Source organism: Methylobacterium komagatae (genome assembly GCF_042661665.1).
GTDB classification, from domain to species: domain Bacteria; phylum Pseudomonadota; class Alphaproteobacteria; order Rhizobiales; family Beijerinckiaceae; genus Methylobacterium; species Methylobacterium komagatae.
In genome coordinates this window covers 4,932,827-4,956,701 of the sequence record NZ_JBHSWN010000001.1, presented here as the reverse complement: position 1 = coordinate 4,956,701, position 23,875 = coordinate 4,932,827, and the positions used below count along the sequence as shown (strand labels likewise).

The 23,875-nt window shown below is 67.6% G+C and carries 20 protein-coding genes and 5 pseudogenes; 15 read left to right on the top strand and 10 right to left on the bottom strand.

The genetic code is table 11. The annotated features are described in order from the left end of the window. Position 1 precedes the first annotated feature (1 nt). The 6 genes and pseudogenes from ACFQE0_RS24395 to gap form a co-directional block, all read right to left on the bottom strand. A pseudogene (locus ACFQE0_RS24395) lies at positions 2 to 1,023 on the bottom strand (tetratricopeptide repeat protein). Next, positions 1,020 to 1,673 (bottom strand): thiamine phosphate synthase, encoded by a 654-nt coding sequence (locus ACFQE0_RS24390; RefSeq protein WP_378974226.1) that lies wholly within the window; start codon positions 1,671 to 1,673, stop codon positions 1,020 to 1,022. The pseudogene ACFQE0_RS24395 and the gene ACFQE0_RS24390 overlap by 4 nt, the downstream one beginning before the upstream one ends. 36 nt (positions 1,674 to 1,709) lie before the next feature. After that, positions 1,710 to 2,777 (bottom strand): class II fructose-bisphosphate aldolase, encoded by a 1,068-nt coding sequence (fba, locus tag ACFQE0_RS24385; protein ID WP_378974223.1) that lies wholly within the window; start codon positions 2,775 to 2,777, stop codon positions 1,710 to 1,712. 195 nt (positions 2,778 to 2,972) lie between these two features. Beyond that, complete coding sequence (locus ACFQE0_RS24380) at positions 2,973 to 4,175, bottom strand: phosphoglycerate kinase (protein ID WP_378974221.1); 1,203 nt, start codon at positions 4,173 to 4,175, stop codon at positions 2,973 to 2,975. Between the two features lie 32 nt (positions 4,176 to 4,207). Continuing rightward, complete coding sequence (locus ACFQE0_RS24375; protein ID WP_378974219.1) at positions 4,208 to 4,690, bottom strand: hypothetical protein; 483 nt, start codon at positions 4,688 to 4,690, stop codon at positions 4,208 to 4,210. Positions 4,691 to 4,774: 84 nt separating this feature from the next. Continuing rightward, positions 4,775 to 5,778: pseudogene (gene gap / locus ACFQE0_RS24370) on the bottom strand (type I glyceraldehyde-3-phosphate dehydrogenase). 433 nt (positions 5,779 to 6,211) lie between these two features. On the opposite strand from gap, the gene ACFQE0_RS24365 reads away from it, so the two are divergent. Together ACFQE0_RS24365 and ACFQE0_RS24360 are read left to right on the top strand one after the other, a co-directional pair. Continuing rightward, the gene (locus ACFQE0_RS24365) at positions 6,212 to 6,502 is read left to right on the top strand and encodes a DUF4164 family protein (protein WP_378974217.1); all 291 of its coding nucleotides are present in this window, start codon (positions 6,212 to 6,214) and stop codon (positions 6,500 to 6,502) included. A gap of 4 nt (positions 6,503 to 6,506) precedes the next feature. Further along, on the top strand, positions 6,507 to 6,902 hold the full coding sequence (locus ACFQE0_RS24360) for a cell division protein ZapA (protein WP_378974215.1): 396 nt from the start codon (positions 6,507 to 6,509) through the stop codon (positions 6,900 to 6,902). 7 nt (positions 6,903 to 6,909) lie between these two features. On the opposite strand, the gene ACFQE0_RS24355 is transcribed toward ACFQE0_RS24360, so the two are convergent. Continuing rightward, positions 6,910 to 7,578: a GntR family transcriptional regulator gene (locus ACFQE0_RS24355; RefSeq protein WP_378975684.1), complete on the bottom strand. Its 669-nt coding sequence runs from the start codon at positions 7,576 to 7,578 to the stop codon at positions 6,910 to 6,912. A gap of 203 nt (positions 7,579 to 7,781) precedes the next feature. On the opposite strand from ACFQE0_RS24355, the pseudogene mdcA reads away from it, so the two are divergent. From mdcA to ACFQE0_RS24300, 11 genes and pseudogenes are all read left to right on the top strand, one after another. Next, positions 7,782 to 9,427: pseudogene (gene mdcA / locus ACFQE0_RS24350) on the top strand (malonate decarboxylase subunit alpha). A 5-nt stretch (positions 9,428 to 9,432) separates the two neighbouring features. Then, complete coding sequence (gene mdcC / locus ACFQE0_RS24345; RefSeq protein ID WP_378974213.1) at positions 9,433 to 9,747, top strand: malonate decarboxylase acyl carrier protein; 315 nt, start codon at positions 9,433 to 9,435, stop codon at positions 9,745 to 9,747. Further along, the gene (locus ACFQE0_RS24340; protein ID WP_378974211.1) at positions 9,744 to 10,658 is read left to right on the top strand and encodes a biotin-independent malonate decarboxylase subunit beta; all 915 of its coding nucleotides are present in this window, start codon (positions 9,744 to 9,746) and stop codon (positions 10,656 to 10,658) included. The genes mdcC and ACFQE0_RS24340 overlap by 4 nt, the downstream gene beginning before the upstream one ends. Next, on the top strand, positions 10,645 to 11,373 hold the full coding sequence (mdcE, locus tag ACFQE0_RS24335; RefSeq protein WP_378974209.1) for a biotin-independent malonate decarboxylase subunit gamma: 729 nt from the start codon (positions 10,645 to 10,647) through the stop codon (positions 11,371 to 11,373). Before ACFQE0_RS24340 ends, mdcE begins: the two co-directional genes overlap by 14 nt. After that, positions 11,363 to 12,010, top strand: coding sequence for a malonate decarboxylase holo-[acyl-carrier-protein] synthase (gene mdcG, locus ACFQE0_RS24330; protein WP_378974206.1), 648 nt, complete (start codon positions 11,363 to 11,365; stop codon positions 12,008 to 12,010). The genes mdcE and mdcG overlap by 11 nt, the downstream gene beginning before the upstream one ends. An 80-nt stretch (positions 12,011 to 12,090) precedes the next feature. After that, positions 12,091 to 13,014: an acyltransferase domain-containing protein gene (locus ACFQE0_RS24325; protein WP_378974204.1), complete on the top strand. Its 924-nt coding sequence runs from the start codon at positions 12,091 to 12,093 to the stop codon at positions 13,012 to 13,014. A 69-nt stretch (positions 13,015 to 13,083) separates the two neighbouring features. Then, positions 13,084 to 14,565, top strand: coding sequence for an aldehyde dehydrogenase (locus ACFQE0_RS24320; protein ID WP_378974202.1), 1,482 nt, complete (start codon positions 13,084 to 13,086; stop codon positions 14,563 to 14,565). A 223-nt stretch (positions 14,566 to 14,788) separates the two neighbouring features. Then, positions 14,789 to 16,495, top strand: a complete 1,707-nt coding sequence (locus ACFQE0_RS24315; protein WP_378974199.1) for an IlvD/Edd family dehydratase — start codon at positions 14,789 to 14,791, stop codon at positions 16,493 to 16,495. Between the two features lie 47 nt (positions 16,496 to 16,542). Further along, positions 16,543 to 17,711: pseudogene (locus tag ACFQE0_RS24310) on the top strand (acetyl-CoA acetyltransferase). Positions 17,712 to 17,765: 54 nt separating this feature from the next. Then, positions 17,766 to 18,047 carry a type II toxin-antitoxin system ParD family antitoxin gene (locus ACFQE0_RS24305; RefSeq protein WP_378974197.1) on the top strand — a complete coding sequence of 94 codons (282 nt, stop codon included), beginning with the start codon at positions 17,766 to 17,768 and terminating at the stop codon, positions 18,045 to 18,047. Next, positions 18,044 to 18,346 carry a type II toxin-antitoxin system RelE/ParE family toxin gene (locus ACFQE0_RS24300; RefSeq protein WP_378974195.1) on the top strand — a complete coding sequence of 101 codons (303 nt, stop codon included), beginning with the start codon at positions 18,044 to 18,046 and terminating at the stop codon, positions 18,344 to 18,346. Before ACFQE0_RS24305 ends, ACFQE0_RS24300 begins: the two co-directional genes overlap by 4 nt. A gap of 20 nt (positions 18,347 to 18,366) precedes the next feature. Here the strand turns inward: ACFQE0_RS24300 and ACFQE0_RS24295 are convergent, their stop codons facing one another. From ACFQE0_RS24295 to ACFQE0_RS24285, 3 genes and pseudogenes are all read right to left on the bottom strand, one after another. Next, on the bottom strand, positions 18,367 to 19,659 hold the full coding sequence (locus ACFQE0_RS24295) for an O-acetylhomoserine aminocarboxypropyltransferase/cysteine synthase family protein (protein WP_378974193.1): 1,293 nt from the start codon (positions 19,657 to 19,659) through the stop codon (positions 18,367 to 18,369). 71 nt (positions 19,660 to 19,730) lie between these two features. Next, positions 19,731 to 20,117 (bottom strand): response regulator, encoded by a 387-nt coding sequence (locus ACFQE0_RS24290; protein WP_378974190.1) that lies wholly within the window; start codon positions 20,115 to 20,117, stop codon positions 19,731 to 19,733. 118 nt (positions 20,118 to 20,235) lie between these two features. After that, positions 20,236 to 20,893 (bottom strand): annotated as a pseudogene (locus ACFQE0_RS24285) (alpha/beta hydrolase). Between the two features lie 267 nt (positions 20,894 to 21,160). On the opposite strand from ACFQE0_RS24285, the gene ACFQE0_RS24280 reads away from it, so the two are divergent. Together ACFQE0_RS24280 and sufB are read left to right on the top strand one after the other, a co-directional pair. Continuing rightward, positions 21,161 to 22,330: a cysteine desulfurase family protein gene (locus ACFQE0_RS24280; RefSeq protein ID WP_378975682.1), complete on the top strand. Its 1,170-nt coding sequence runs from the start codon at positions 21,161 to 21,163 to the stop codon at positions 22,328 to 22,330. A 67-nt stretch (positions 22,331 to 22,397) separates the two neighbouring features. Then, positions 22,398 to 23,867 (top strand): Fe-S cluster assembly protein SufB, encoded by a 1,470-nt coding sequence (gene sufB, locus ACFQE0_RS24275; RefSeq protein ID WP_378974188.1) that lies wholly within the window; start codon positions 22,398 to 22,400, stop codon positions 23,865 to 23,867. Positions 23,868 to 23,875 lie beyond the last annotated feature (8 nt).

Here is a 23,875-nt window from a genome sequence, read left to right as displayed (position 1 = left end):
CCTATTGCTGCTCGATCCGCTCGTTGCCGAGCCGTTCCGCGCGCGCCTTCTCGTCCGTCGAGAGGCCCGCGACCGCTTGGTCGAGCCACGCGTCCGACAGACCCTGACCGGCGGCGGCAAGGTTCCAGGCTGCCGCTTCCACGAGGTTCTTCCCCACCCCCGTCCGGAGGCAAAGAGGCGCGCCACGCGGTTCTGAGCGATGGCGTTGCCGCGCTTGGCCGCGTGCAGGAAGTAGCGCGCGGCGGCGCGCTCGTCCTTGGTCACGCCGGTCCCGTTGAACAGCAGGATCGCGTACTCGACCTCGCCCGCGAGATCGCCATTATCCGCCGCGCGGCGGAACCATTGCGCCGCCTGCGCCGGATCCTTCTGCACGCCCCGCCCCTGAAGGTAGAGCACGCCGAGATCGTGTTGCGCCGGGCCCAGCTCGGCCTCGGCGGCCTTGCGGAACTGCTTGGCGGCCTCGGCCTCGTCGGCGGGGGCGCCCGTGGCGATGAGGATCAGCCCGAGATTGTAGGAGGCCGTGGGCGAACCCAGCGCTGCGGCCTGTTCAAGCCAGCGGCGACCGGCCTTGGGATCACGCGGCACGCCACGACCGTCGAGGGCCATGAGGCCGAGGGAGGACATGGCGGCGGGGTCGTTTTGCTTGGCGGCGAGCTTGTACCAATCGGCCGCCTTGACCGGGTTCTGCGCGACGCCGAGGCCCTGGTTGTACAATTCCCCGAGGAGCGTCATCGCCGACGCATCCTTGGGATCGGCCTCTATGCGCTTCGTCGCCTCCCGGAAGGCGGTGACGTATTGCCCGCGCTGGTAGGCGCCGTAAGCGAAGTCCGGCGCTTGGCCGGTTGCGGGCGGCGTGGCACCTCCCGCGTATCCCGGCGTGTAGGGCGACGGCAATTCACGTGTGGGCTTCTCGGGCGCCACGGTCGTGGCCTTCGGATCGGCAAGCGAGGCGGCCTGAGCGGCCCCCTGAGCCGCCCCCTGCGCGATCAGGAATCCGGCCAGCGCGAGGGTGAGCGACCTCATCCCTCTTGCGCTCCGATCAGCGCCTGGGCCCGGCCGACCGCATCGGCATCGGTCGCCCAGATCGTGCTTTCGAGCCCGATGAACTCGGCGCCGGTCTCGACAAGGCCGGGAAGCTCCGCTTCCGTTGCGGCGACGGCGACACAGGGCGTTTCGAAGATCTCGGCCCACCAGCCGGCCCGTGCCCGCACGATCTCGGTATCGGGCGCGGCGCCATCCGGGTAAAGGCCGCCGAACATCAGGTAGTCGACACCCGCCTCGCCCGCTTCCATGGCGATGTGCTTCGATTCGAGGCCACCGGTGCCGAGGATACGCCCGTCGCGCAGCCGCTTGCGCAGGTCGGAGAGCTCACCCTCGGGATCGCGTGGCTTGTCGAGATGGACGCCGTCCGCTCCGCCTCGCGCGGCGACCTGCACGAGGTCACCGTTGAAGCCGGGACAGGCAATGACGAGGGCGGCCTCGCGCACCTGCACAATGGCGGCAGCGCGCTTCACGAGGCCGGTCAATGCCCGCTCGTCGGCAGGCGCGAACCGCAGGATCACGGCCGCCACGTCGCCTGCGGCGCAGGCCGCTTCGAGGGCGGGAAGAAGGGTCTCGGCCCCCGCGGCGTCGAGGCCGTGGGGACCGAGGAGTGCGAGACGTTGATCGACCATGGGCCCTGAACGCGAGGCTGAAACTGCCTCCGCTTACTAGGCCCCGATCTTCGGGTCGAGGGAGCCGCTGGCATAACGCTTGGCCATCTCGGCCACGGAGATCGGACGGATCTTCGAGCCCTGGCCCGCCGTGTTGAACTCCTCGAAGCGCTGCTTGCAGAGCTTCGTCATCGCGTCCATGGCGGGCTTCAGGTACTTGCGCGGGTCGAATTCCGAGGGGTTCTCGGTCAGCACCTTGCGGATCTGGCCGGTCATGGCCATCCGGTTGTCGGTGTCGATGTTGATCTTGCGCACACCGTGCTTGATGCCGCGCTGGATTTCCTCGACCGGCACGCCCCAGGTCGGCTTCATCTGGCCGCCATACTGGTTGATGATGTCCTGCAGGTCCTGCGGCACCGAGGAGGAGCCGTGCATGACGAGGTGGGTCGTCGGCAGGCGGCGGTGGATCTCCTCGATCACGTTCATCGCCAGGACGTCGCCGTCCGGCTGCCGCGTGAACTTGTAGGCGCCGTGGCTGGTGCCCATGGCCACCGCCAGCGCATCGACCTTGGTGGCCTGCACAAACTTCACCGCCTCTTCCGGATCGGTGAGGAGCTGGTCGTGGGAGAGGGTGCCCTCAGCGCCGTGGCCGTCCTCGGCCTCGCCTTGGCCGCTTTCCAGCGAGCCGAGCACGCCCAGCTCACCCTCGACCGAAACGCCGGCCCAATGGGCCATCTTGGTGACGTTCTGGGTGATCTCGACGTTGTAATTGTAGTCGGCGGGGGTCTTGCCGTCCGCCTTGAGCGAGCCGTCCATCATCACGGAGGTGAAGCCGTACTGAATGGCGGTGGCGCAGGTCGCCTCGTTATTCCCGTGGTCGAGATGCATGCAGACCGGGATGTGCGGATAGATCTCGACGAGGCCGTCGATCAGCTTGGCCAGCACGATGTCGTTGGCATAGGCGCGGGCGCCACGGCTCGCCTGCAGGATCACCGGCGAGTCGGTGGCATCGGCCGCCGCCATGATGGCGAGGCCCTGTTCCATATTGTTCAGGTTGAAGGCGGGCACGCCGTATTCATGCTCGGCGGCGTGGTCGAGGAGCTGCCTCAGGGTGATGCGTGCCATGTGTCCCACCTCGGTTCGAATGAAGCGGCACCTGCCGCAGATTTCCCGTCAGAGCACCTCATCCTGAGGTGCCGTAGCGAAGCGGAGGCCTCGCAGGAGGCCTCCAAAACCCGTTGCGCTCCCTGGAGCTCCCCTGCGAGGCCCGCTTCCGCGGGCACCTCTGGATGGGTCGCGAAGGAAGACGCGCTCGTCTACTCAGCCCTTGGCGCGCAGCGCCTCGACACCCGGAAGGGCCTTGCCCTCGAGCCATTCAAGGAAGGCGCCACCTGCCGTGGACACGTAGGTGAAAGCCTGCGCCACGCCAGCGTGGTTGAGTGCGGCTACGGTGTCGCCGCCGCCCGCCACCGAAACGAGCTGACCGGCCTTGGTCCGCTCGGCCGCGTGCTGGGCCGCCGCGACGGTCGCCGCATCGAAGGGGGTTAGCTCGAAAGCGCCAAGAGGGCCGTTCCAGACGAGCGTCTTGGCGGTATCGATCGCGGCATTGATCTCGGCGACCGACTTGGGACCGGCATCCAGGATCATCCCGCTCTCCGGCACGGAGTCGACCGACACGGTCTCGTGCGCGGCGTTGGCCTTGAACTCGGCAGCCGAGACGGCATCGACCGGGAGAATGATCCGGCAACCCGCCTTCTCGGCGGCGGCGAAGATGCGGGTCGCGGTCTCGGCGAGGTCCTTCTCGCAGAGCGACTTGCCGACCGTCTTGCCCTGCGCGTGCAGGAACGTGTTGGCCATGCCGCCGCCGATCACCAGCATGTCGACCTTGGCGACGAGGTTTTCGAGCAGATCGATCTTCGACGAGACCTTGGCGCCGCCGACCAGGGCGATGACCGGGCGCTGCGGCGATTCCAGGCCCTTGGTCAGGGCGTCGAGTTCTGCCTGCATCTCGCGACCCGCATAGGCGGGCAGCCGGTGAGCGAGGCCTTCGGTGGAGGCGTGGGCGCGGTGGGCGGCCGAGAACGCCTCATTAACGTAGACATCGCCATTGGCGGCGAGCGCGTCGGCAAAGCCGGACTCGTTCTTCTCTTCACCCGCGTGGTAGCGGGTGTTCTCCAGCAGGAGCACATCCCCGTCCTTCAGGGCAGCGACCGCCTTGGCGGCGTCCTCGCCGATGCAGTCAGCGGCGAAGGATACGGGCTGGCCGAGGGCCTGCGACAGGGCGGGCACCACCGGCTCCAAGGAATCCTTGGCCTCGCGCTTGCCCTTTGGACGGCCGAAATGGGCGAGCAGCACCACCTTGGCGCCCTTGCCCGCGATCTCGCGGATCGTGGGGACGACGCGCTCGATGCGGGTGGCGTCCGTGACGCGGCCATTCTCCATCGGAACGTTCAGGTCGACGCGCAGGAGCACGCGCTTCCCCTGGATCGAGCCGGCGTCATCGAGGGTGCGGAAGGCGCTCATCGGGTCCCGTTGGATCGGTAAAGGAATGGGGTTCAGCGGATCGCAGCGGCGTTGGCCTTCGGGGGCAGCAGCCCATCGAGGTTCAGCCGCTGCACGGCGATCGTCAGCACGACGGTGAGGACGGCTGTGATGATCGCGGTCAGGACGAGGGCGCCGGTCCCGGGCAGGCGCCGGGTGCGCTCAGCGAGGCCACGCACCTCGGTGCGAAGGGCGGCAAGATCAGATTGACGGGCGGCATCGTTCATGCGGCCGGTCGCGGCGTCCACCTTGTCCTCGACGCGGGACAGCAGCGCCTCCGAGCGGGCGTACTTGTCCTCGATGCGAGAGGCCTTGTCCTCGATCCGGGCGAGCTGATCGAAGAGCTGATTGGCGGAAACGGGAGCCATCGCCGCTACGGCCGGGCCAGCGGCAGGGACGATGGCGGGGGAGGGCGACGGGGAAGGCGGGGGAGGGGAAGCGGAAGTCTGAGGGATGAAACCCTGTCCGCCCTGCGGACCCTGCGACGCGTCTGCCATCCCGAGAACAACCCTTCCGAAGGAACGCCGTGCCGTAAAAGAGCCCCGCCGCCCGGATGGAGCGGCGGGGCCGGTCGCGGTCGATCAGATGAGCTTGGCCATCGCCACGGCGGTGTCGGCCATGCGGTTCGAGAAGCCCCACTCGTTGTCGTACCAGGTCAGGATGCGGACGAGCACACCGTCCATCACCTTGGTTTGGTCGAGGTGGAAGGTCGAGGAATGGGGGTCGTGGTTGAAGTCGATCGAGACGTTCGGCTGATCGGTAACGCCGAGCACGCCCTTCAGCGGCCGGCGGCGGCCGCCTTGATCGCATCGTTGACTTCCTGGACCGTGGTCGCGCGCTTGGCCGTGAACACGAGGTCCACCGCCGAGACGTTCGGGGTCGGCACGCGGATCGAGGTGCCGTCGAGCAGACCCTTCAGTTCCGGCAGCACGAGGCCGACGGCCTTGGCGGCACCGGTCGTGGTCGGGATCATGGACAGGGACGCGGCGCGGGCCCGGTACAGGTCCTTGTGCATCTGGTCCAGCGAGGGCTGGTCGTTGGTGTAGGAGTGGATCGTGGTCATGAAGCCACGCTCGATGCCGATGGCCTCGTGCAGCACCTTCGCGACCGGCGCGAGGCAGTTGGTGGTGCAGGAGGCGTTCGAGACGACGAGGTGCTCAGCGGAGAGCTTGTCGTGGTTCACGCCGTACACGACCGTCAGGTCGGCGCCGTCGGCGGGGGCCGAGACCAGGACGCGCTTCGCGCCGGCGTCGAGATGCGCCTTCGCCTTATCCTTAGAGGTGAAGATGCCCGTGCATTCGAGGGCAATGTCGACGCCGAGGTCGCGGTGCGGCAGCTCGGCCGGGTTGCGGACGGCGGTCACCTTGATGCGGCGGCCATCGACCACCAGGAACTCGCCGTCGACGGCGACCTGGCCGGGATAGCGGCCATGCACGGAATCGAAGCGGAGGAGGTGGGCGTTGGTCTCGACCGGGCCGAGATCGTTGATCGCCACGACCTCGATGTCCTTGCGGCCGGACTCGGCGATGGCGCGCAGCACGTTGCGGCCGATGCGCCCGAACCCGTTGATGGCAACCTTCGTCACGGCTTTGATCCTTCCTGATGCCGGGCACCCGCCGCGCGCGGCGGGCCCGGTCGCCTGGTACCCCCGGCGCCAACGGCCCGATATTCGTCCGTCCGAGCACCCCTTAAAGAGGTGGATTGAACCGGGGATGAACCGGTGCGGCGCCCCTGCCGTGCAGCCGCCACACGGGGCGGTCAGCGCAACTGAAGACGCGTCACGGGCCAGGCCGGCCAAAGGCTCGGTGGTCCACTTTCGGGAACGCGCGGCTGTCTAACATGGTGCTTCGACCTGTCAAACGACTGGAAGTGACAAACCACCGGTTGTTACAGACTTCGGTGAATCCCGTGGGACGCTAGATACGGAGAGTCCTCCGAGCGGTCTTTTTCCCTGGAAATTGCAGGTCATCCGGTCGAAACTTGCGATCTCGCCTCATTGTGCAAAACCCAAGATGACGATGCCGTCCGACGACGAACTTGCGCCCGATCCAGTGACCGCCGCCCTGCAAAGGCTCGACGCCGTCCTGTCGCGGCTGGAGGCCACCGTGACCCGCCGCCTGGAGGCCGAGGCCGCCCCCGACGACCGGGACGCGGAACTGGCTCTGCTGGGCGAGGATCGCAGCCGCCTCGCCGCCGCACTCGACGCGGCGAGCGCGCGCCTTGCGCAGGTCGAGGCGACTTCGGGCGAGGTCGGACACCGGCTCGACAGAGCCATCGCCGCCGTCTCAGGCGTGCTGGAAAGGCACTGACCGGATGCCGATCATCACCGTCACCATCGACAACAAGACTTACCGCATGTCATGCGGGAAGGACGAGGAAGCCCACCTCACCGCCCTGACGCAGGATTTCAGCGAACGCGTCGCGCAGATGCGCACGAGCTTCGGCGAGATCGGCGACATGCGCCTTCATGTCATGGCCGCGCTCACCATCTCCGACGAGCTGTCGGACCTGCGCAGACGCTATGCGGCCCTTGAAAAGGAGGTGGGCCAGTCGCGCTCGGTGGTCGAGGCGGCGGAACGGCAGCGGGACGATGCCTCGGCCCGGGCGGCGGAGGGAATCAGCCAGGCGGCGGGCCGCCTTGCCCGCCTCGCCGACGCTCTCAACGCGCCGGTCGGCAGCCTGCCGCTCGGCCGAAGAGGCGAGGACTGAGAAGAGTCTACCCGGCGATGTAACGGCCGAGCGCAGCGGCGGCACGGATCATATGCGCCCGCATCCTCCGGGCGGCGGTCTCGCCATCGCCCTCGGACAGGGCGGAGAGGATCTCGGCGTGCTCCTCCCGCGAGCGGTGGATGCGGTCGCCCTGGCGCAGTTGCGTCCGCCGGAAGGCGCCGAGGCGTTCCCGCAACGCAAGAGCCTGTTCGGCGAGGAACCCATTATGCGTGCCGGCATAGAGCGCCTCGTGGAAGGCGCGGTTGAGCCGGTCGTAGGCATCGACGTCCCCGGCCGCCACCGCCTCGGCGGATTCGTCGTGCAGGTCGATCAGCGCCCCGCGCTCCAGCGGCGTCATCCGGTAGGTCGCGAGGCGCGCGCAGAGGGCTTCGACCTCCGCCGACGTCTCGAACATGTCGCCGATTCGCTGCGGCGTCAGTTGCGCCACCACCACGCCGCGCCGGGGGCGGATCTCGACGAGTCCCGAGGCGGCGAGTTGGCGTAGCGCCTCCCTGACGGGTGTGCGCGAGGCGCCGTAGCGGTCTGCGAGAAGCTGCTCATCCAGGGTCGTGCCGGCAGGAAAATCGCCCGAGGCGATGGCGTCGCTCAACGCGTTGCGAATGCGCTCGGAGAGCAGCCCCCGCTCTATGCCCTCCGTCGGCTCCCCCGCATCCATGACACGCCCCCACCGAACACCCGGCTCCTTGGCCCTCGCCACCCGAGGCTGTCGGGCCCGAGGAGAAGGCGCGCGTTGACACCCTGCATCCGTATGCACAGGCTGCCACTGGTCATTATAGAATATACAATCGTTAAGACCAGTGCGGTTTGAAAATCCACGGCGTTGCGCTAACCTGTATCCTGCATACAGGGAGACGAGCGATGGCCGACTGGCGCGGGGAGAGGAAAGCCCGCGACGCGCGTGTGGAGGCCGGGCGGGTCCATGCGCGGGGCAAGGTCGTCCCAGCGGACGCGGTGATCGCGCTGCTCGAAGCAATCCTGCGGCCGGGAGACCGGGTCTGCCTTGAAGGCGACAACCAGAAACAGGCGGACTGCCTCGCCCGCGCGCTGGTCCAGTGCGATCCCAGCAAGGTCCATGGTCTGCACATGGTGCAGTCGGGCATCGTGCTGCCGGAGCATCTCGACGTGTTCGAGACCGGCGTGGCCGAGCGGCTGGACTATTCCTATTCCGGCCCCCAGGGCGCCCGGATTGCTCGCATGCTCTATGGTGGCCAGATCAAGCTCGGGGCGGTGCACACCTATCTTGAGCTGTTCGCCCGGTACTTCATGGATCTGACGCCGCATGTGGCGCTGATCGCGGGCGTCTCGGCCGACCGGGAGGGCAACCTCTATACCGGGCCGAACACCGAGGACACGCCGACCATCGTGGAGGCGACGCATTTCAAGAACGGCGTCGTCGTCGCGCAGGTGAACGAGATCGTGGACAAGGTGCCCCGGGTCGATATTCCCGGCGACCGGGTCGACTTCGTGGTCCAGGCGGACACCCCTTCTTCGTGGAGCCGCTCTTCACCCGCGACCCGGCGGCGATGACCGAAACGCAGATCCTCATTGCCATGATGGCGATCAAGGGGATCTACGCCGAGTACGGCGTGCGCCGTCTGAACCATGGCATCGGCTTCGGCACGGCGGCCATCGAATTGCTGCTGCCGACCTATGGCGAAAGGCTCGGACTCAAGGGCGAGATCGCGACGCATTTCGCGCTCAACCCGCATCCGACCCTGATTCCGGCGATCGAATCTGGCTGGGTGAAGCAGATCCACTGCTTCGGCTCAGAGGTCGGGATGGACCGCTACATCCGCGAGCGGCCGGACGTGTTCTTCACCGGCTCGGACGGGTCGCTGCGTTCGAACCGCGCCTTCTGCCAGACAGCCGGGCTCTATGCGTGTGACATGTTCATCGGCGCGACCCTTCAGATCGACCTGATGGGTCATTCCTCCACCGTCACCCAATCGCGGGTGGCGGGCTTTGGCGGGGCGCCGAACATGGGCTCTGACCCGCATGGCCGCCGCCACCCGTCAGACCCGTGGATGAAAGCGGGGCGCGAGGGTCAGATCGTGGGTGATCCGGCCCTGATGCGCGGACGCAAGCTGGTGGTGCAGTTGGTCGAGACCTTCGGCGACAAGCTGGTGCCGACCTTCGTGGAACGGCTCGACGCCCTCGAACTCGCAAAGAAGATCGGCCTCGAACTCGCACCGGTCATGATCTACGCCGACGACGTCACCCACATCGTCACGGAGGAAGGCATTGCCAATCTCCTGCTGTGCCGCGACGCGGATGACCGCGAGCAGGCGATTCGCGGCGTGGCGGGCTACACAGAGGTCGGCCGGGGCCGGGACAAGGCGAAGGTCGAGGAGTTGCGCGCCCGGGGCGTGATCCGGCGGCCGGAAGACCTCGGCATCGAGCCGCTGGATGCCGACCGCTCGCTGCTTGCCGCCCGGTCGATCAAGGATCTCGTGCATTGGTCCGGCGGGCTCTACGAGCCGCCCGCGCGATTCAGGAACTGGTGATCGCCATGGAATCCCTGACGTTCCGCCACACCACGACGAAGCCGCTCCCCGGCTCAAAGACGCAGGCGATCACCGGGGTCGTCGCCTCCGGCAATCTCGAAATCCTTCTGGAGCGGGTGTTACCGCCGGATACGGTCGAGATCGCCATCGAGACGCCGATCGCAGGCTATGCCCAGGTCTGGGAAGCGGTGGTGGCCGATTTCGTCGCCCGCGCGCAGCCCGGCGGCGTGCGCATCTCGATCAACGACGGCGGCGCCCGGCCAGATACCGTCTCCCTCCGCCTGCTCCAGGGAGCGCGGCTCATGGAGATGGGGGCATGAGCCTGATCGATCGCGACCGCCTGTCCTGGTACGAGGCCAGTGCCCGCCAGCGCGTCGAGGCTCTGCTCGATCCCGGAAGCTTCGTGGAAGCCCTCGGCCCGGCCGAGCGGCGGATGAGCCCGCACCTGCCGCTGTTCGATCTGCCCCGCGCCTTCGATGACGGGATCGTCGTCGGATCCGGCACCCTCGACGGGCGCGCGGTGTTCGTAGCCGCCCAGGAAGGCCGCTTCATGGGCGGCGCCTTCGGGGAGGTCCATGGCGGCAAGCTCGTGGGCCTGCTCCGCGCGGCCATCGAGGTCAAGCCCGCCGCCGTGCTGATCCTGTTCGATACCGGCGGCGTGCGCCTGCAAGAAGCCAATGCGGGTGAGACCGCCATCGCGGAGACGATGCGGGCGATCGCGGAGGTCCGCGCGGCGGGCGTGCCCGTGATCGGACTGATCGGCGGACGGGCGGGCTGCTACGGCGGTGGCGGCTTGATCGCGGGCACCTGCTCGCGGCTCGCCGTCACGGAAGGCGGGCGCATTTCGGTCTCGGGACCCGAGGTGATCGAGACCAACAAGGGCGCCGAGGAATTCGACTCGAAGGACCGCGCGCTCGTCTGGCGCACCATGGGCGGCAAGCATCGCCGCCTGATCGGCGCCGCCGACGCCTTCTGCGAGGATAGCGTCTCTGCCTTTCGCGCCTCCGCCCTCGACCTGATCGGCCGGCCCCCGGCCTTCGACCTCGCCACATTGGAGGCCGAGCACGCACGCCTGCGCGGGCGCATCGCCCGATTCGGCGAGTGCCGGGACGCGACGGAGGTGTGGGCGCGGCTCGGGGTCAACGATCCCGATGCGGTGCCCGCCATGGACACCCGCTCTTTCGAGGAGACGGTGGCCCGCGTGACGGAGGCGACCCATGACGCCCGCTAAGTCGCTCACCGACATCCTGGCCTCTCTCTTCCCCGAGGGCCATGCCGTCTCAGTCGAAGAGGGCTTGATCGCGGGCGATGGGCCGTTCGCCCAGGGGCGGATCAAGGTGATCGGCATCGACGGCGACACGCCGCTCGGCGTCGAGGGCGCTCTGACGCTCGCGGGCCACGTCCTCGATACGGTGCGGGCGGGGGGCCGCACGCCGATCCTCGTGGCGATCGATTCCGACAGCCAGCGCATGAGCCGCCGGGACGAGTTGCTGGGCCTCAACGAGTACCTCGCCCATCTGGCCAAGGCTCTACTCCTGGCGGATCAGCAGGGGCACCCGACCATCGGGCTTCTCTACGGCCACTCGGCAGCGGGCGCCTTTATCGCCACGGCGCTGGCGACGCGCGTGCTGGCCGCGCTCCCCGGGGCCAATCCGAGCGTGATGGACCTGCCCTCGGTCTCCCGCGTCACCAAGCTGCCTCTGGAGAAGCTTCAGGAGATGGCGAAATCGACTCCGGTCTTCGCGCCGGGCCTCGACAACATGCTCGCCACCGGCGCCGTTCACGCGGTTCTCGATCCGGCCGAGCCCCTGCGGCCGCAACTCGAAACCCTAATCGCCGATCTGCCCGCGTCGGACGTGCGCGACCGGCTCGGCCGCGAGCGGGGAGGACGCCCGGTCGCGGAGGAGATCGCGGATCTCGTCTCCAGCCGCCTCCGTGCCGTCTGAGATCGCCCGCCACGACCTCGTTGCCGCCGATCCCGACGCCTGGGAGAGCCTGCTCGCCGGGCGGCGCGACTTCGACGGGGTGCCCCATCTGCGCGACTGGGCACGGATGGGCCGTCCGCTGATCGTCCGGCGCTTCGTGCCGGGGGAGCCGCGCGATGGCGTGCCGTTGGGCCTGCCCCTACCGCCCGCCGACGGCAAGCGTCGGATTGGTCTCGCCCTGCCAGCCAAAGCCGTGCGGGCGGTCGATCCACCTTCGCTCACCGATGTTGCGTCTCACGCACCAGCCGCGTGGCAAGCATCCATCGACGCGCTGCTGGTGCTGGCTCGCGGCCACGGCCTGACGCCCCGGCCGTTCGGGGCCCTGCTCTGGCAGGCGGTCACGGGCCTCACCTATCTCTCCGCCACCTCGGACCTCGATCTGCTCTGGCCTTGCACGGGCGGCATTCCGCCGGGCCTGCTCGATAGCCTCGCCCGCATCGACGCACAGTCTCCCATGCGCCTCGACGGGGAAATCCTTCTCGCCGAGGGCCGCGGGGTTCAGTGGCGGGAGCTCCACCGCGCTCCGCCGGGCAGTTCCGTGCTGGTCAAATCCCTCGACCGGGTGGCGATGCGACCGGCACAGGATCTGATCCAGTAAGGCGCTTCACCGTCTTTGCGAACGACGTGAAGCGATGGCGACGATGGTGGAATGGACTCGATGACCCCACGAGACAGGCCATGACCCTCGCGATCCTCCTGTCCGGCCAGGGCGGCCAGCATCCGGCGATGTTCGACCTCACGGCCGACCGGCCCGAGGCGGCCGCGGTCTTCGAGGCTGCCAAGCCGCTGCTCGGCGGACGGGATCCTCGGGATCTCGCGAAGTCGGGGGAGGGGCTGCATGGCAACAGCACCGGGCAGGTCCTCTGCTGCGTTTCGGCTTTGGCCGGATGGAGCGTCATCGCGGCGGCCAAGCCCGGCCGGGCGATCGTGGCGGGCTACAGCATCGGCGATCTCGCAGCCTGGGGTGTAGCGGGACGGCTCGATCCCGCCACGGTGCTGCGCTTGGCCGCCGCCCGCGCCGAGGCGATGGATGCCGCATCGGGCGAAGGCTTCGCCTTGGCGGGCATCAGGGGGATCGGCCTTCAGACCCTCACCGACCTCGCCCACTCGCATGATGGCCACCTTGCCATCCGCAATGCCCCGGACAGCTTCGTGGTCGGCGGGCGGCGGGACGCCTTGGAACGCCTCTGCCGTGAGGTGACGGAGCGTGGTGCGCAGCGCGCCGTGGTGCTGCCCGTCGCGACGCCCTCGCATACGCCGCTCCTGGCCACCGCCTCCACGCGCTTCCGGGATCTCCTCGCGGAGGCCGAGCCGCATCGCCCGCCCCCCTCGGCACCCCGCCTCTTGAGCGGGCTCGACGGGGCGCCGGTCTTCGATGCGCGGGCCGGGCTCGACAAGCTCGCGCGCCAGATCTCCGAGACGATCGATTGGGCGGCCTGCCTCGAAGCCTGCGGCGAATATGGAGCCGACCACGTGATCGAGCTCGGCCCCGGCCATGCGCTCGCGACCATGGCGCAGGCGGCGCTGCCTGTGGCACGGGTCCATGCGCTCGACGCCTTCCGTACCCTCGACGGCGTGCTCGACTGGATCGGCCGGGGGTAAGCCGAAGTCTGGCCCTCATCGGGGCTTGAACCATATCCGGCCAGTCCGCCATGTGAGGGAGATCGCCCCATGAAGACCTACCAGCACTACATCGACGGCCAATTCGTCGATCCGGTCGAGGGCGAGTGGTTCGACTCCATCGATCCCTATCGCGGCGAGCCCTGGGCGAAGATCCCGCGCGGTTCGAAGGCGGATGTGGACAGGGCGGTCGCGGCGGCCAAGCGCGCCATGACCGAGGGGCCCTGGGCCAGCATGACCGCCTCCGCGCGCGGCAAGGTGCTGCGCAAGATCGGGGACATCGTGGAACGCGAGGCGAAGCATCTGGCGGAGGTCGAGACCCGCGACAACGGCAAGCTCTTCGCCGAAATGCATGGCCAGACGCGCTACCAGCCGGAATGGTGGCACTACTATGCGGGCCTCGCGGACAAGATCGAAGGCGCACAAGTGCCGATCGACAAGCCCGAGACCTTCGCCTTTACCACCCACGAGCCGGTGGGCGTGGTCGGCGCGCTGACCGCCTGGAACTCGCCGCTGCTCTTCGTCGCCTGGAAATGCGCTCCAGCGCTGGCGGCGGGCTGTTCGGTGGTGATCAAGCCGTCCGAATTCGCCTCCGCCAGCACGCTGGAATTCGCTGCCCTGCTCAAGGAGGCGGGCCTGCCGGACGGGATGCTGAACGTCGTGACCGGCTATGGCGGCGAGACGGGCGCGGCCATCGTAGAGCACCCCGACGTCGCCAAGATCACCTTCACCGGCTCGGACGCGACTGGCGCGCGGATCTATTCGGACGCCGCGAAGCAGATCAAACGCGTCTCCCTCGAACTCGGCGGCAAGTCGCCCAACATCGTCTTCGCCGATGCCGACCTGAAGATGGCCGCCGCAGGCGCGATTTCCGGGATCTTCGCCGCCACCGGCCAGACCTGCATCGCGGGCTCGCGCCTCCTCGTGCAGAACAGTATCCGCGAGGAATTCACCGCCCGGCTGATCGAGCTGGCGAAGTCCGCCAAGCTCGGCGACCCGATGGACGCGGGCACCAATATCGGGCCGATCACCACTCCGCCGCAGTACCAGAAGGTGCTGGACTACATCGCGGTGGCCAAGAGCGAGGGCGCGCGCTGCGTGTTCGGCGGCAACCCGGCGACGGGCGAGGGCGTGAAGGGCGGCCAGTTCGTCGAGCCGACGATTTTCGCCGACGTTACCAACACCATGCGGATCGCGCAGGAGGAGGTGTTCGGCCCGGTCCTGTCCATCATCGGCTTCGAGGACGAGGCCGAGGCGCTTAAGATCGGCAACGACGTGATCTACGGCCTCGCGGCGGGTGTCTGGACGCAGGATATCGGCCGGGCAATGCGGATGTCGAAGGGCCTAAAGGCGGGTACCGTCTGGGTGAATACCTACCGGGCGGTGAGCTACATGATGCCCTTTGGCGGCATGAAGCGCTCCGGCCTCGGCCGCGAAAGCGGGATCGAGTCGATCAAGGAATATCTCGAGACCAAGAGCGTCTGGATCTCCACCAGCCGCGACGCGCCCGAGAACCCGTTCGTGATGCGGTAGGTTTGATAGCCACGCCGTCATCGCGGACGCGGTGAGGCGACCCGGGGCAGCGAGACATCGGCCGACGCTGGTACAGCCCTGGATTGCTTCGCTTCGCTCGCAATGACGGTGCGCTTTCGGGTGACTGAGATGCTCCCCGCCTATCGCTACGCCCTCACCGCGTTCATCCTCCTCGCCGTGGCGTGGATTGCCTTCCACCTGCGATGAGGCCTGAGGAGTCACGATGACCGACGAACCGCACGGCCTCGACCGGGGCCTGACGAATTACGGTGACCGGGATTTTGCCCGCTATCTGCGCCGTTCCTTCGCCCGCTCGATGGGAATTTCACCCCGGCTCCTGAACAAGCCGGTCGTCGGCATCGCCATGACGCCCTCCGGCTTCAACAATTGCCACCGGGGCATGCCGGAACTGGTGGAGGCGGTTTCACGCGGGGTGCTGGCTGCGGGCGCCCTGCCGCTGCCCTTCCCCACGGTGTCCCTGGGTGAGGTTTTCCTGAACCCCACCAGTATGATGTACCGCAACCTCATGGCCATGGACACGGAGGAGATGATCCTCGCCCAGCCCATGGACGCGGTGGTGCTGATCGGCGGCTGCGACAAGACCGTACCCGCACAACTGATGGGCGCGGCCTCCGCCGATCTGCCCGCGATCCAGCTCGTTACCGGGCCGATGTCCACCGGCCGCCATCGCGGACAGCGCCTCGGTGCCTGCACCGATTGCCGGGGTTTCTGGGCGAAATACCGCGCCGGGACCGTCGATGGCGAGGAGATCGCCGAGGTCGAGGGCCGCCTCTCGGTCACCCAGGGCACCTGCGCGGTGATGGGCACGGCTTCGACCATGGCCTGTATCGCCGAGGCGCTCGGCATGTCGCTTCCGGGAACGGCGGCGATTCCCGCCGTGCACTCGGATCGCTTGGTCGCCGCCGAGGAGACCGGCCGGGCCGCTGTCCGCCTGATCGAGACGAAGATCCGCCCGAGCCAAGTCATCACGCAGAAGTCGGTCGAGAATGCGATCCGCGTGCTGATGGCGGTGTCGGGCTCGACCAACGCCATCGTCCACCTCACGGCCATCGCCGGGCGCCTCGGCATCCGGGTGCCCTACGATCGCTTCAACGCCATTTCCGACGAGACCCCCGTGCTGGTCGATCTCAAGCCGGTCGGCGAGGGCTACATGGAGGACTTCCATGCGGCGGGCGGCATGGGCGCTCTGCTGCGCGAGCTGCGCCCGCTCCTCCACCTCGATACACTGGACGTGGAGGGCCGTACTCTGGCCGAGCGGCTCGATGACCCGGAATCCTGGGTGGATCGCGCTGTGGTGCGGCCGTTCGGGGATCCGGTATCCCCACAGGGCGGACTCGTGGCGCTGGGCGGGAGCCTCGCGCCGGAGGGGGCGATCTTCAAGCGCGCCGCCGCGACGCCGGGCCTGTTCGAGACCGAGGGCAGGGCCGTGGTGTTCACGAGCCTCAAAGACCTGAGCCGCCGCATCGATGATCCCGATCTCGATGTGACGGCCGATGATATCCTCGTCCTCCAGAATGCCGGGCCGCACGCGGCGGGGATGCCTGAAGCCGGCTACCTGCCGATCCCCAAGAAGCTCGCCCGAGCGGGGGTGAAGGACATGGTCCGGATTTCGGATGCGCGCATGTCCGGCACGGCCTTCGGCTCCATCGTGCTGCACATCGCGCCGGAGGCCGCCATCGGCGGACCGCTCGCCGCCGTGCGAGACGGCGACCGCATCCGCCTGTCCGTGAAGGACAAGCGGATCGACCTTCTGGTCGAGCCGGAGGAAGTGGCACGGCGCCTTGCCTCGCATACGCCGCCGCCCGCCCCGGCGCGCGGCTACAAGGCCCTCTACCGGCGTAGCGTCACCCAGGCGCCGGAAGGCTGCGACTTCGACTTCCTGACCGGCTCGTCACCCACCCACCCTTGATCCGGCACACGCCCAAGCCCATCGTCCGGGCAACAGGAGAGGAAACGATGACGCGCGCCTGCATCGTGGGCTGGGCCCACACCCCTTCGGCAAGCTCGAAGATCCGGACGTGGAAAGCCTGATCGCCCGCGTTTCCGGCGAAGCCCTGACCCATGCGGGCGTCGGGGCGGAGGAGGTCGACGGCATCTATGTCGGCGTCATGAATACGGGCTTCTCGAAGCAGGGCTTCGAAGGCTCCCTCGTCGCCTTGAACCAGCCCGCCCTGGCGCATGTCCCCTCGACCCACCTGGAGAATGCCTGCGCCACGGGTTCGGCGGCGCTCTATGCGGCGCTCGACTTCGTGGAATGCGGTCGAGGCCGGATCGCCCTCGTGGTCGGCGCCGAGAAGATGACCGCGAAATCCGTCGCCGAAACCGGCGATATCCTGCTCGGCGCCTCCTACCGGAAGGAGGAAGCCGAGATCGAGGGCGGCTTCGCGGGCGTGTTCGGCCGGATCGCGGCGGGCTACTTCCAGCGCTACGGCGACCGCAGCGAGGAACTGGCGCGCATCGCTGCCAAGAACCACCGCAACGGCGTGGGCAACCCCTATGCGCAGCTGCGCAAGGATCTTGGCTTCGACTTCTGCAACAGGGTCTCCGACAAGAACCCCTATGTCGCCGCACCGCTGCGCCGCACCGACTGCTCGCTGATCTCGGACGGCGCTGCCGCCATCGTCGTTGCCGATGCGGAGACCGCCGCGCGGTTGGAACGGGCCATTGGTTTCCGGGCGCGGGCGCAGGTCAACGACATCCTGCCCCTCTCCCGCCGTGACCCTACGGCCTTCGAGGGAGCCCGCCGCGCCTGGGACAAGGCGCGCGCCCAAGCCGGCATCGCCAACGAGGACCTGTCCTTCGTGGAGACCCACGACTGCTTCACCATCGCAGAGTTGCTCGAATACGAGGCGATGGGTCTGGCGGCGCCGGGTGAGGGGTTTCGGGTTGTCCGAGAGGGACTAACGGAAAAGGGCGGCAAGCTTCCGGTCAACCCCTCGGGCGGATTGAAGGCCAAGGGCCACCCGGTCGGCGCGACCGGCGTCTCGATGCATGTGATGGCCTGTCTGCAACTCATGAACGAGGCGGGCGAGATGCAGGTGCCCGGCGCCGAACTCGCCGGGATCTTCAACATGGGCGGCGCGGCAGTCGCGAATTACGTATCGATCCTTGAGCGTCGGAAGTAAGGCGTGGCGCCGCGGTGTGATAATCTCATACCGCGTCGTTCAAGCGGGGATCGCATGGGAAGTGTTGAGAAACGGACCTTCAGCCTACCGTCGGAACAGGCTTCGTTCATCGACGCGCAAGTGAAGGCAGGCTCCTTCGCGAGCGCCAGCGAAGTGGTTCGAGCAGGTCTCCGCGCGCTACAGGAGCGTGATGCCGCTGTGGAGCGATGGATACGCGAGGACGTTGCGGCGACTTACGACCGGTGGAAGGCAGATCCGACAGTGGGCCTCTCCCCCGAGGACATGGCTGAGCGCATGCGCCGCCGTCAGGCTGCGCACCTTAAGGGCGAAGCGTGAAGCGTCGGCAGATCATCTACACTGCTGACGCCGCCACCGACCTCGAAACGATCTACGATACAGTCGCGGAGGCCGCAGACACCGGAGTCGCGTCGCAGTACAATCGAAGACTCCGGGAATTCTGCGAAGGCCTCGCCTACGGCGCCGAGCGGGGAAGTTTGCGCGACGATATCCGTCCCCATCTTTGGGTTATAGGCTTCGAGCGGCGCATATCAGTCGCCTTCGCCGTCGAGGGCGATCGCGTTGTAATCCTTCGCCTCTTTTACGGCGGCCGTGACTGGAACAGCGCCCTGCGGTGAAAATGCAGGGCGCTGGGCCCTTAACCCACCTGATCCAGCGCCTGAGAGATATCCGCGATCAGATCCTCGATGGTCTCGAGTCCGATCGAGAGGCGCACCGTTTCCGGCCCGACGAAGGCGATGGCCCTCTCGCTGGGCGAGAGCTGCCGGTGCGTCGTGGTGGCCGGGTGGATCGCCAGCGTCTTGATCTCGCCGATGTTGACGAGGTGCGAGACGAGGTCGAGCGAGGTGATGAACTTCTTTGCCGCGGTCTCTCCGCCCTTGAGGGCAAAGGTGAAGATCGAGCCCGGTCCCTGCGGCGAGTAGCGCGCGACATTGGCCTCGCCGGTCTGGCCGGGCAGGCCGGGATAGCTCACCCATTCCACTGCCGGGTGATCCCGAAGGAAGGCCGCGACGGCCTTCGCGTTCGAACAGTGACGCTCCATGCGCAGAGGCAGGGTCTCGATGCCGGTGAGCGTCAGGAAGGCGTTCATCGGCGACAGGCCGGGGCCGAGGTCGCGCAGGCCGAACAGGCGGCAAGCGACGGCGAACGGCGTCTCCGGGAACCGCTCCGGGATGACGAGACCGTCGTAATCCGGCCAGGGCTGGTTGATCAGGTCGTAGCCGCCCGCCTTCACCCAATCGAAGGTGCCGCCGTCGCAGATCACGCCGCCGATCACCTGTCCCGACCCCGCCAAGAACTTCGAGGTCGAGTGCACGACGATGTCGGCGCCGTGCTCGATCGGCCGGATCAGGGCCGGGGAGGCGAGGGTGTTGTCCACGATCAACGGCAGGCCGTGACGCTTCGCCACCGCCGAGATGCCTTCGAGATCCATCACGAAGCCGCAGGGATTCACGATGGATTCGCAGACGATCGCCTTGCAGTCGGGCGTGATCGCCGCCTCGAAATCGGCGGGCTCCATGCCGCGGGCAAAGCGGGGCTTCAGATCGTAGCGACCGTCGAGACGGCGCATCAGGCCGAGCGAGCCGCCGAACAGCCGCGGCGAGGCGACGTAGGAATCGCCGCTGCGCATCAGCGTCATCAGCACGAGCAGTACCGCCGATTGACCGGAGGCGACTGCAATGGCCGCCTTCGCCCCTTCCAGCGCTGCGACACGGCGCTCCAGCGCCGCGACGGTCGGGTTGGAGCCGCGCGAATAGGAAAAGCCGGTCTTGCGCACGGCAAAGATGTCGGCCGCCTGCTCGGTGGATTCGAACACGAAGCCGTTCGTGAAATAGATCGGCTGTGCCCGGGCTCCGGTAGCCGGATCGGGGGCGGCGCCTGCGTGGATCGCCTTGGTCGCGAACCGGTGTTGTCGGGTCTCGTCGGTCATGGGACTCGTCGGATCGGGGCGCCCGCCGCTGTGCGGATCGGCCGCGGCCGGAAGGATGTGAACCTTATGGCTCAGGCCGCGCGACGAATGAAGGAGCGCAGGGTTCGGACCAGGGTTGTCGGCTCGTAGGGCTTCGGGATGAAGCGGGCCCCATCGGGCATGTCGTTCGGGCCGGGCGTGCCCATGCCGGACACCACCAGAACCGGGATGCCCGGCCAGCGATGGGCGACGAGGCGCGCCAGGGCGAAGCCGTCCATCGAGCCCTGTGGCATGTCCACGTCGGTCATCAGCACCTCAACGTCGTCCCGGTTCTCCAGGAGAGCGAGGGCCTTGTCGGCGTGCGGAGCCTCCAGAACCGTGAACCCGGCATCGGCAAGCGTATCCGAGGCCTCCATCAAGAGGAGGCCGTCGTCTTCGACCAGCAGGACAACCGGTTGCTCGGAGGGGCTATCCGTCATCAGGCCTGGATGCGTTCCGCAGGGGGCAATTCGAAAGGGCGGCCCTATTCCCCACGCCATCCGGCGTCAAGGTGAGGGGTGGGACGGCGACAACCGATCCCACCCGTTCTCCCGCGCCTCAGGCGGCCTCTTCCCGCTTGCCGAGGCGCTTATCGAGATAGGTGTCGACCGTCTGCGTCGAGCTCATCGACCTTGCCGTCGAAGAAGTGGTTCGCCCCATCCACGATCTGGTGCTCGATGATGACCCCCTTCTGCGTCTTCACCTTCTCGATCACCGGCATCACCTCGCGGGCGGGGGCCACGCGATCCTCGGACCCATGGACGAACAGGCCGGAGGAGGGGCAAGGCGCCAGGAAGGTGAAGTCGTAGCGGTTGGCCATGGCGGCGATCGAGATGAAGCCCTCGATCTCCGGGCGACGCATCAGCAGCTGCATGCCGATCCAGGAGCCGAACGACACGCCCGCGATCCAGCAGGCCTTCGCCTCCGGGTTCACCGCCTGCACCCAGTCGAGCGCCGCCGCCGCATCCGAAAGCTCACCCGAGCCGTGGTCGAACGAGCCCTGGCTGCGGCCGACCCCGCGAAAATTGAAACGCAGGGCTGCAAAGCCGCGATTGGCGAACGTGTAGAAAAGATTGTACACAATTTGATTGTTCATCGTGCCGCCGAATTGCGGATGCGGGTGCAGCACGATGGCAATGGGAGCGCCGCGCTTCTTGGGGGCCTGATAGCGGCCTTCCAGACGCCCGGCGGGACCGGTGAAGATGACCTCTGGCATGTCTGACCTTTCGCTCCGTCGCCCTCGACCGCCCGTTCCTGCACCGCAGCGAGCCACCTTGACTCAATGGACGCACGCCATAAAAGCACTCTTAGAACAATTCTAGGTCATTAGAACTATTCTAAAGAGCGGCGCTCATCCACCGTTCGATAGCCTGCCGGGATCTGCTCGGCCGGAGGGACCGGTATTTCTCTCGGCGCGCCTTAACACGGCGAGCCACCCTGCGCGCAAGCAATTCGCGCGAATTGGAGACGATGCTTTACGGTGATGGAGAACAAGCGCGCCTATCTCGACCATAACGCGACCGCCCCTGTCCGTCCGGACGTGGCGGAGGCGGTGGCGCGCGCGCTGACCCTGCCGGGCAATCCGTCCTCGGTTCATGCCGAGGGCCGGGCCGCGAGGGCGGCGCTGGAAGCGGCGCGCCATCAGGTCGCGACGCTTGTGGGCGCGCGCCCGGCGCAGGTGATCTTCACGAGCGGCGGGACGGAGGCGGCCAACGCCGTGCTTTCGGGCGCCTTGCGCCGCCGGGGCTGGGATGCCCCGACGCGACTTCTCTACAGCGCGAGCGAGCATCCCTGCGTCGCGGCGGGCCATCGATTCCCGGATGCGGCGGTCGAGATCCTCCCGGTCACGCCGTCGGGCCTCCTCGATCTCGCAGCGCTCCAGGCGCGACTCGCCGCGTTGACGGACGAGACCGTGCTGATCTCGGTCCATGCGGCCAATAACGAGACCGGCGTGGTCCAGCCGCTCGCCGAGATCGTGGCGCTGGCCCAAGCCCATGGCCGCACTCTCGTCCATAGCGACGCGGTACAGGCGATGGGTAAGATCCCTTTGGATTTCGCTGCCCTCGGCCTCGACGTGCTGACGCTCTCAGGCCACAAGTTCGCCGCCCCGAAGGGTGTCGGCGCGCTGGTCCTGGCCGACGACGTCACCCTCGAAGGCGCCTTCGTTCGGGGCGGCGGCCAGGAAAAGCGCCTGCGCTGTGGCACCGAAAGCCTTCCTTGCCTCGTTGGTATGGGTGAGGCCGCGCGGATCGCGGGTGAATCCCTCCGCGCGGAAGCCGAACGGCTCGCCGCCCTGCGCGATCGCGCCGAGGCGGGGATGCGCGCCCTGGCTCCGGATGCCGTCGTGTTCGGGGAAGGGGCGCCGCGCCTGCCGAACACGCTGAGCTTCGCCGTTCCGGGGCTCGACGCCCCGGCGGCGCTGATCGCCCTCGATCTCGCGGGGGTGGCGGTCTCATCGGGTTCGGCCTGCTCGTCGGGCAAGGTCGCGCGCTCGGCGACGCTCGCGGCGATGGGCGTTCCGAACACCCTGGCGGCGGGGGCGCTGCGGGTGAGTCTGGGCTGGAATACCGTGGAGGAAGATGTGTCGCGCTTCCTCCACGCCTTCGAACGGGTGGCGACATCCCTATATGAGAGGCGAGGGCGAGCGGCCTGAGGGCCGTATCCCGAGCCACATCCACACGCTTCCCGGCCCTTGACGCCGGGCATGCCAGGAGACGCTGATGCCTGCCGTGCAGGAAACCATCGACCGGGTTCGCTCGATCGACCTCGACCAGTACAAGTACGGGTTCGAGACCACCATCGAGATGGAGAAGTCCGAGAAGGGCATCTCCGAGGACGTCGTCCGCTTCATTTCGGCCAAGAAGAACGAGCCGGAATGGCTGCTCGAGTGGCGCCTCGACGCCTACAAGCGCTGGCTGACGATGCAGGAGCCGGAATGGGCCCGGGTGTCGTACGACAAGGTCGATTACAACGACATCTATTACTACGCCGCGCCGAAGCGTCAGGGCCCCGAGTCGCTCGACGAGATCGACCCGGAGATCCTGAAGACCTACGAGAAGCTCGGCATCCCGCTGCGTGAGGTCGAGGTGCTGGAGGGCATCGCCCCTGAGCGCCGGGTGGCCGTGGACGCGGTCTTCGATTCCGTGTCGGTCGCCACGACCTTCAAGAAGGAGCTCGAGAAGGCCGGCGTGATCTTCATGCCGATCTCCGAGGCCGTGCGCGAGCATCCGGAGCTGGTGAAGAAGTACCTCGGCTCGGTCGTGCCGGTGACGGACAACTTCTTCGCGACGCTGAACTCGGCCGTCTTCTCCGACGGGTCGTTCGTCTACATCCCGCCGGGCGTCCGCTGCCCGATGGAGCTGTCGACCTATTTCCGCATCAACGAGCGCGACACTGGCCAGTTCGAGCGCACGCTGATCATCGCCGACAAGGGCTCGTACGTTTCGTATCTCGAGGGCTGCACCGCCCCGAAGCGCGACGACAACCAGCTCCACGCGGCCGTGGTCGAGCTCGTCGCCCTCGAGGACGCCGAGATCAAGTACTCGACGGTCCAGAACTGGTACCCGGGCGACAACGACGGCAAGGGCGGCATCTACAACTTCGTGACGAAGCGCGGCGATTGCCGTGGCGCCCGTTCGAAGATCTCGTGGACGCAGGTCGAGACTGGCTCGGCGATCACCTGGAAGTACCCGTCCTGCATCCTGCGCGGTGACGACAGCCGTGGCGAGTTCTACTCGATCGCGGTGTCGAACGGCATGCAGCAGGTCGATTCCGGCACCAAGATGATCCACCTCGGCAAGAACACAACGAGCCGGATCATCTCGAAGGGCATCTCGGCCGGGCGTTCGCAGAACACCTACCGGGGCCTCGTCTCGGCTCATAAGAAGGCCAAGGGCGCGCGGAACTTCACGAACTGCGACTCGCTGCTGATCGGCGACCAGTGCGGGGCGCACACCGTGCCCTACATCGAGTCGAAGAACGCCTCGGCCGTGTTCGAACACGAGGCCACCACTTCGAAGATCTCCGAGGAGCAGAAGTTCTACTGCCAGCAGCGCGGCCTTTCCGAGGAGGAGGCGACCGCGCTCATCGTCAACGGCTTCGTCCGCGACGTGCTGCAGCAGCTGCCGATGGAGTTCGCCGTCGAGGCCCAGAAGCTGATCTCGATCAGCCTCGAAGGCTCGGTGGGCTAAGCCACACG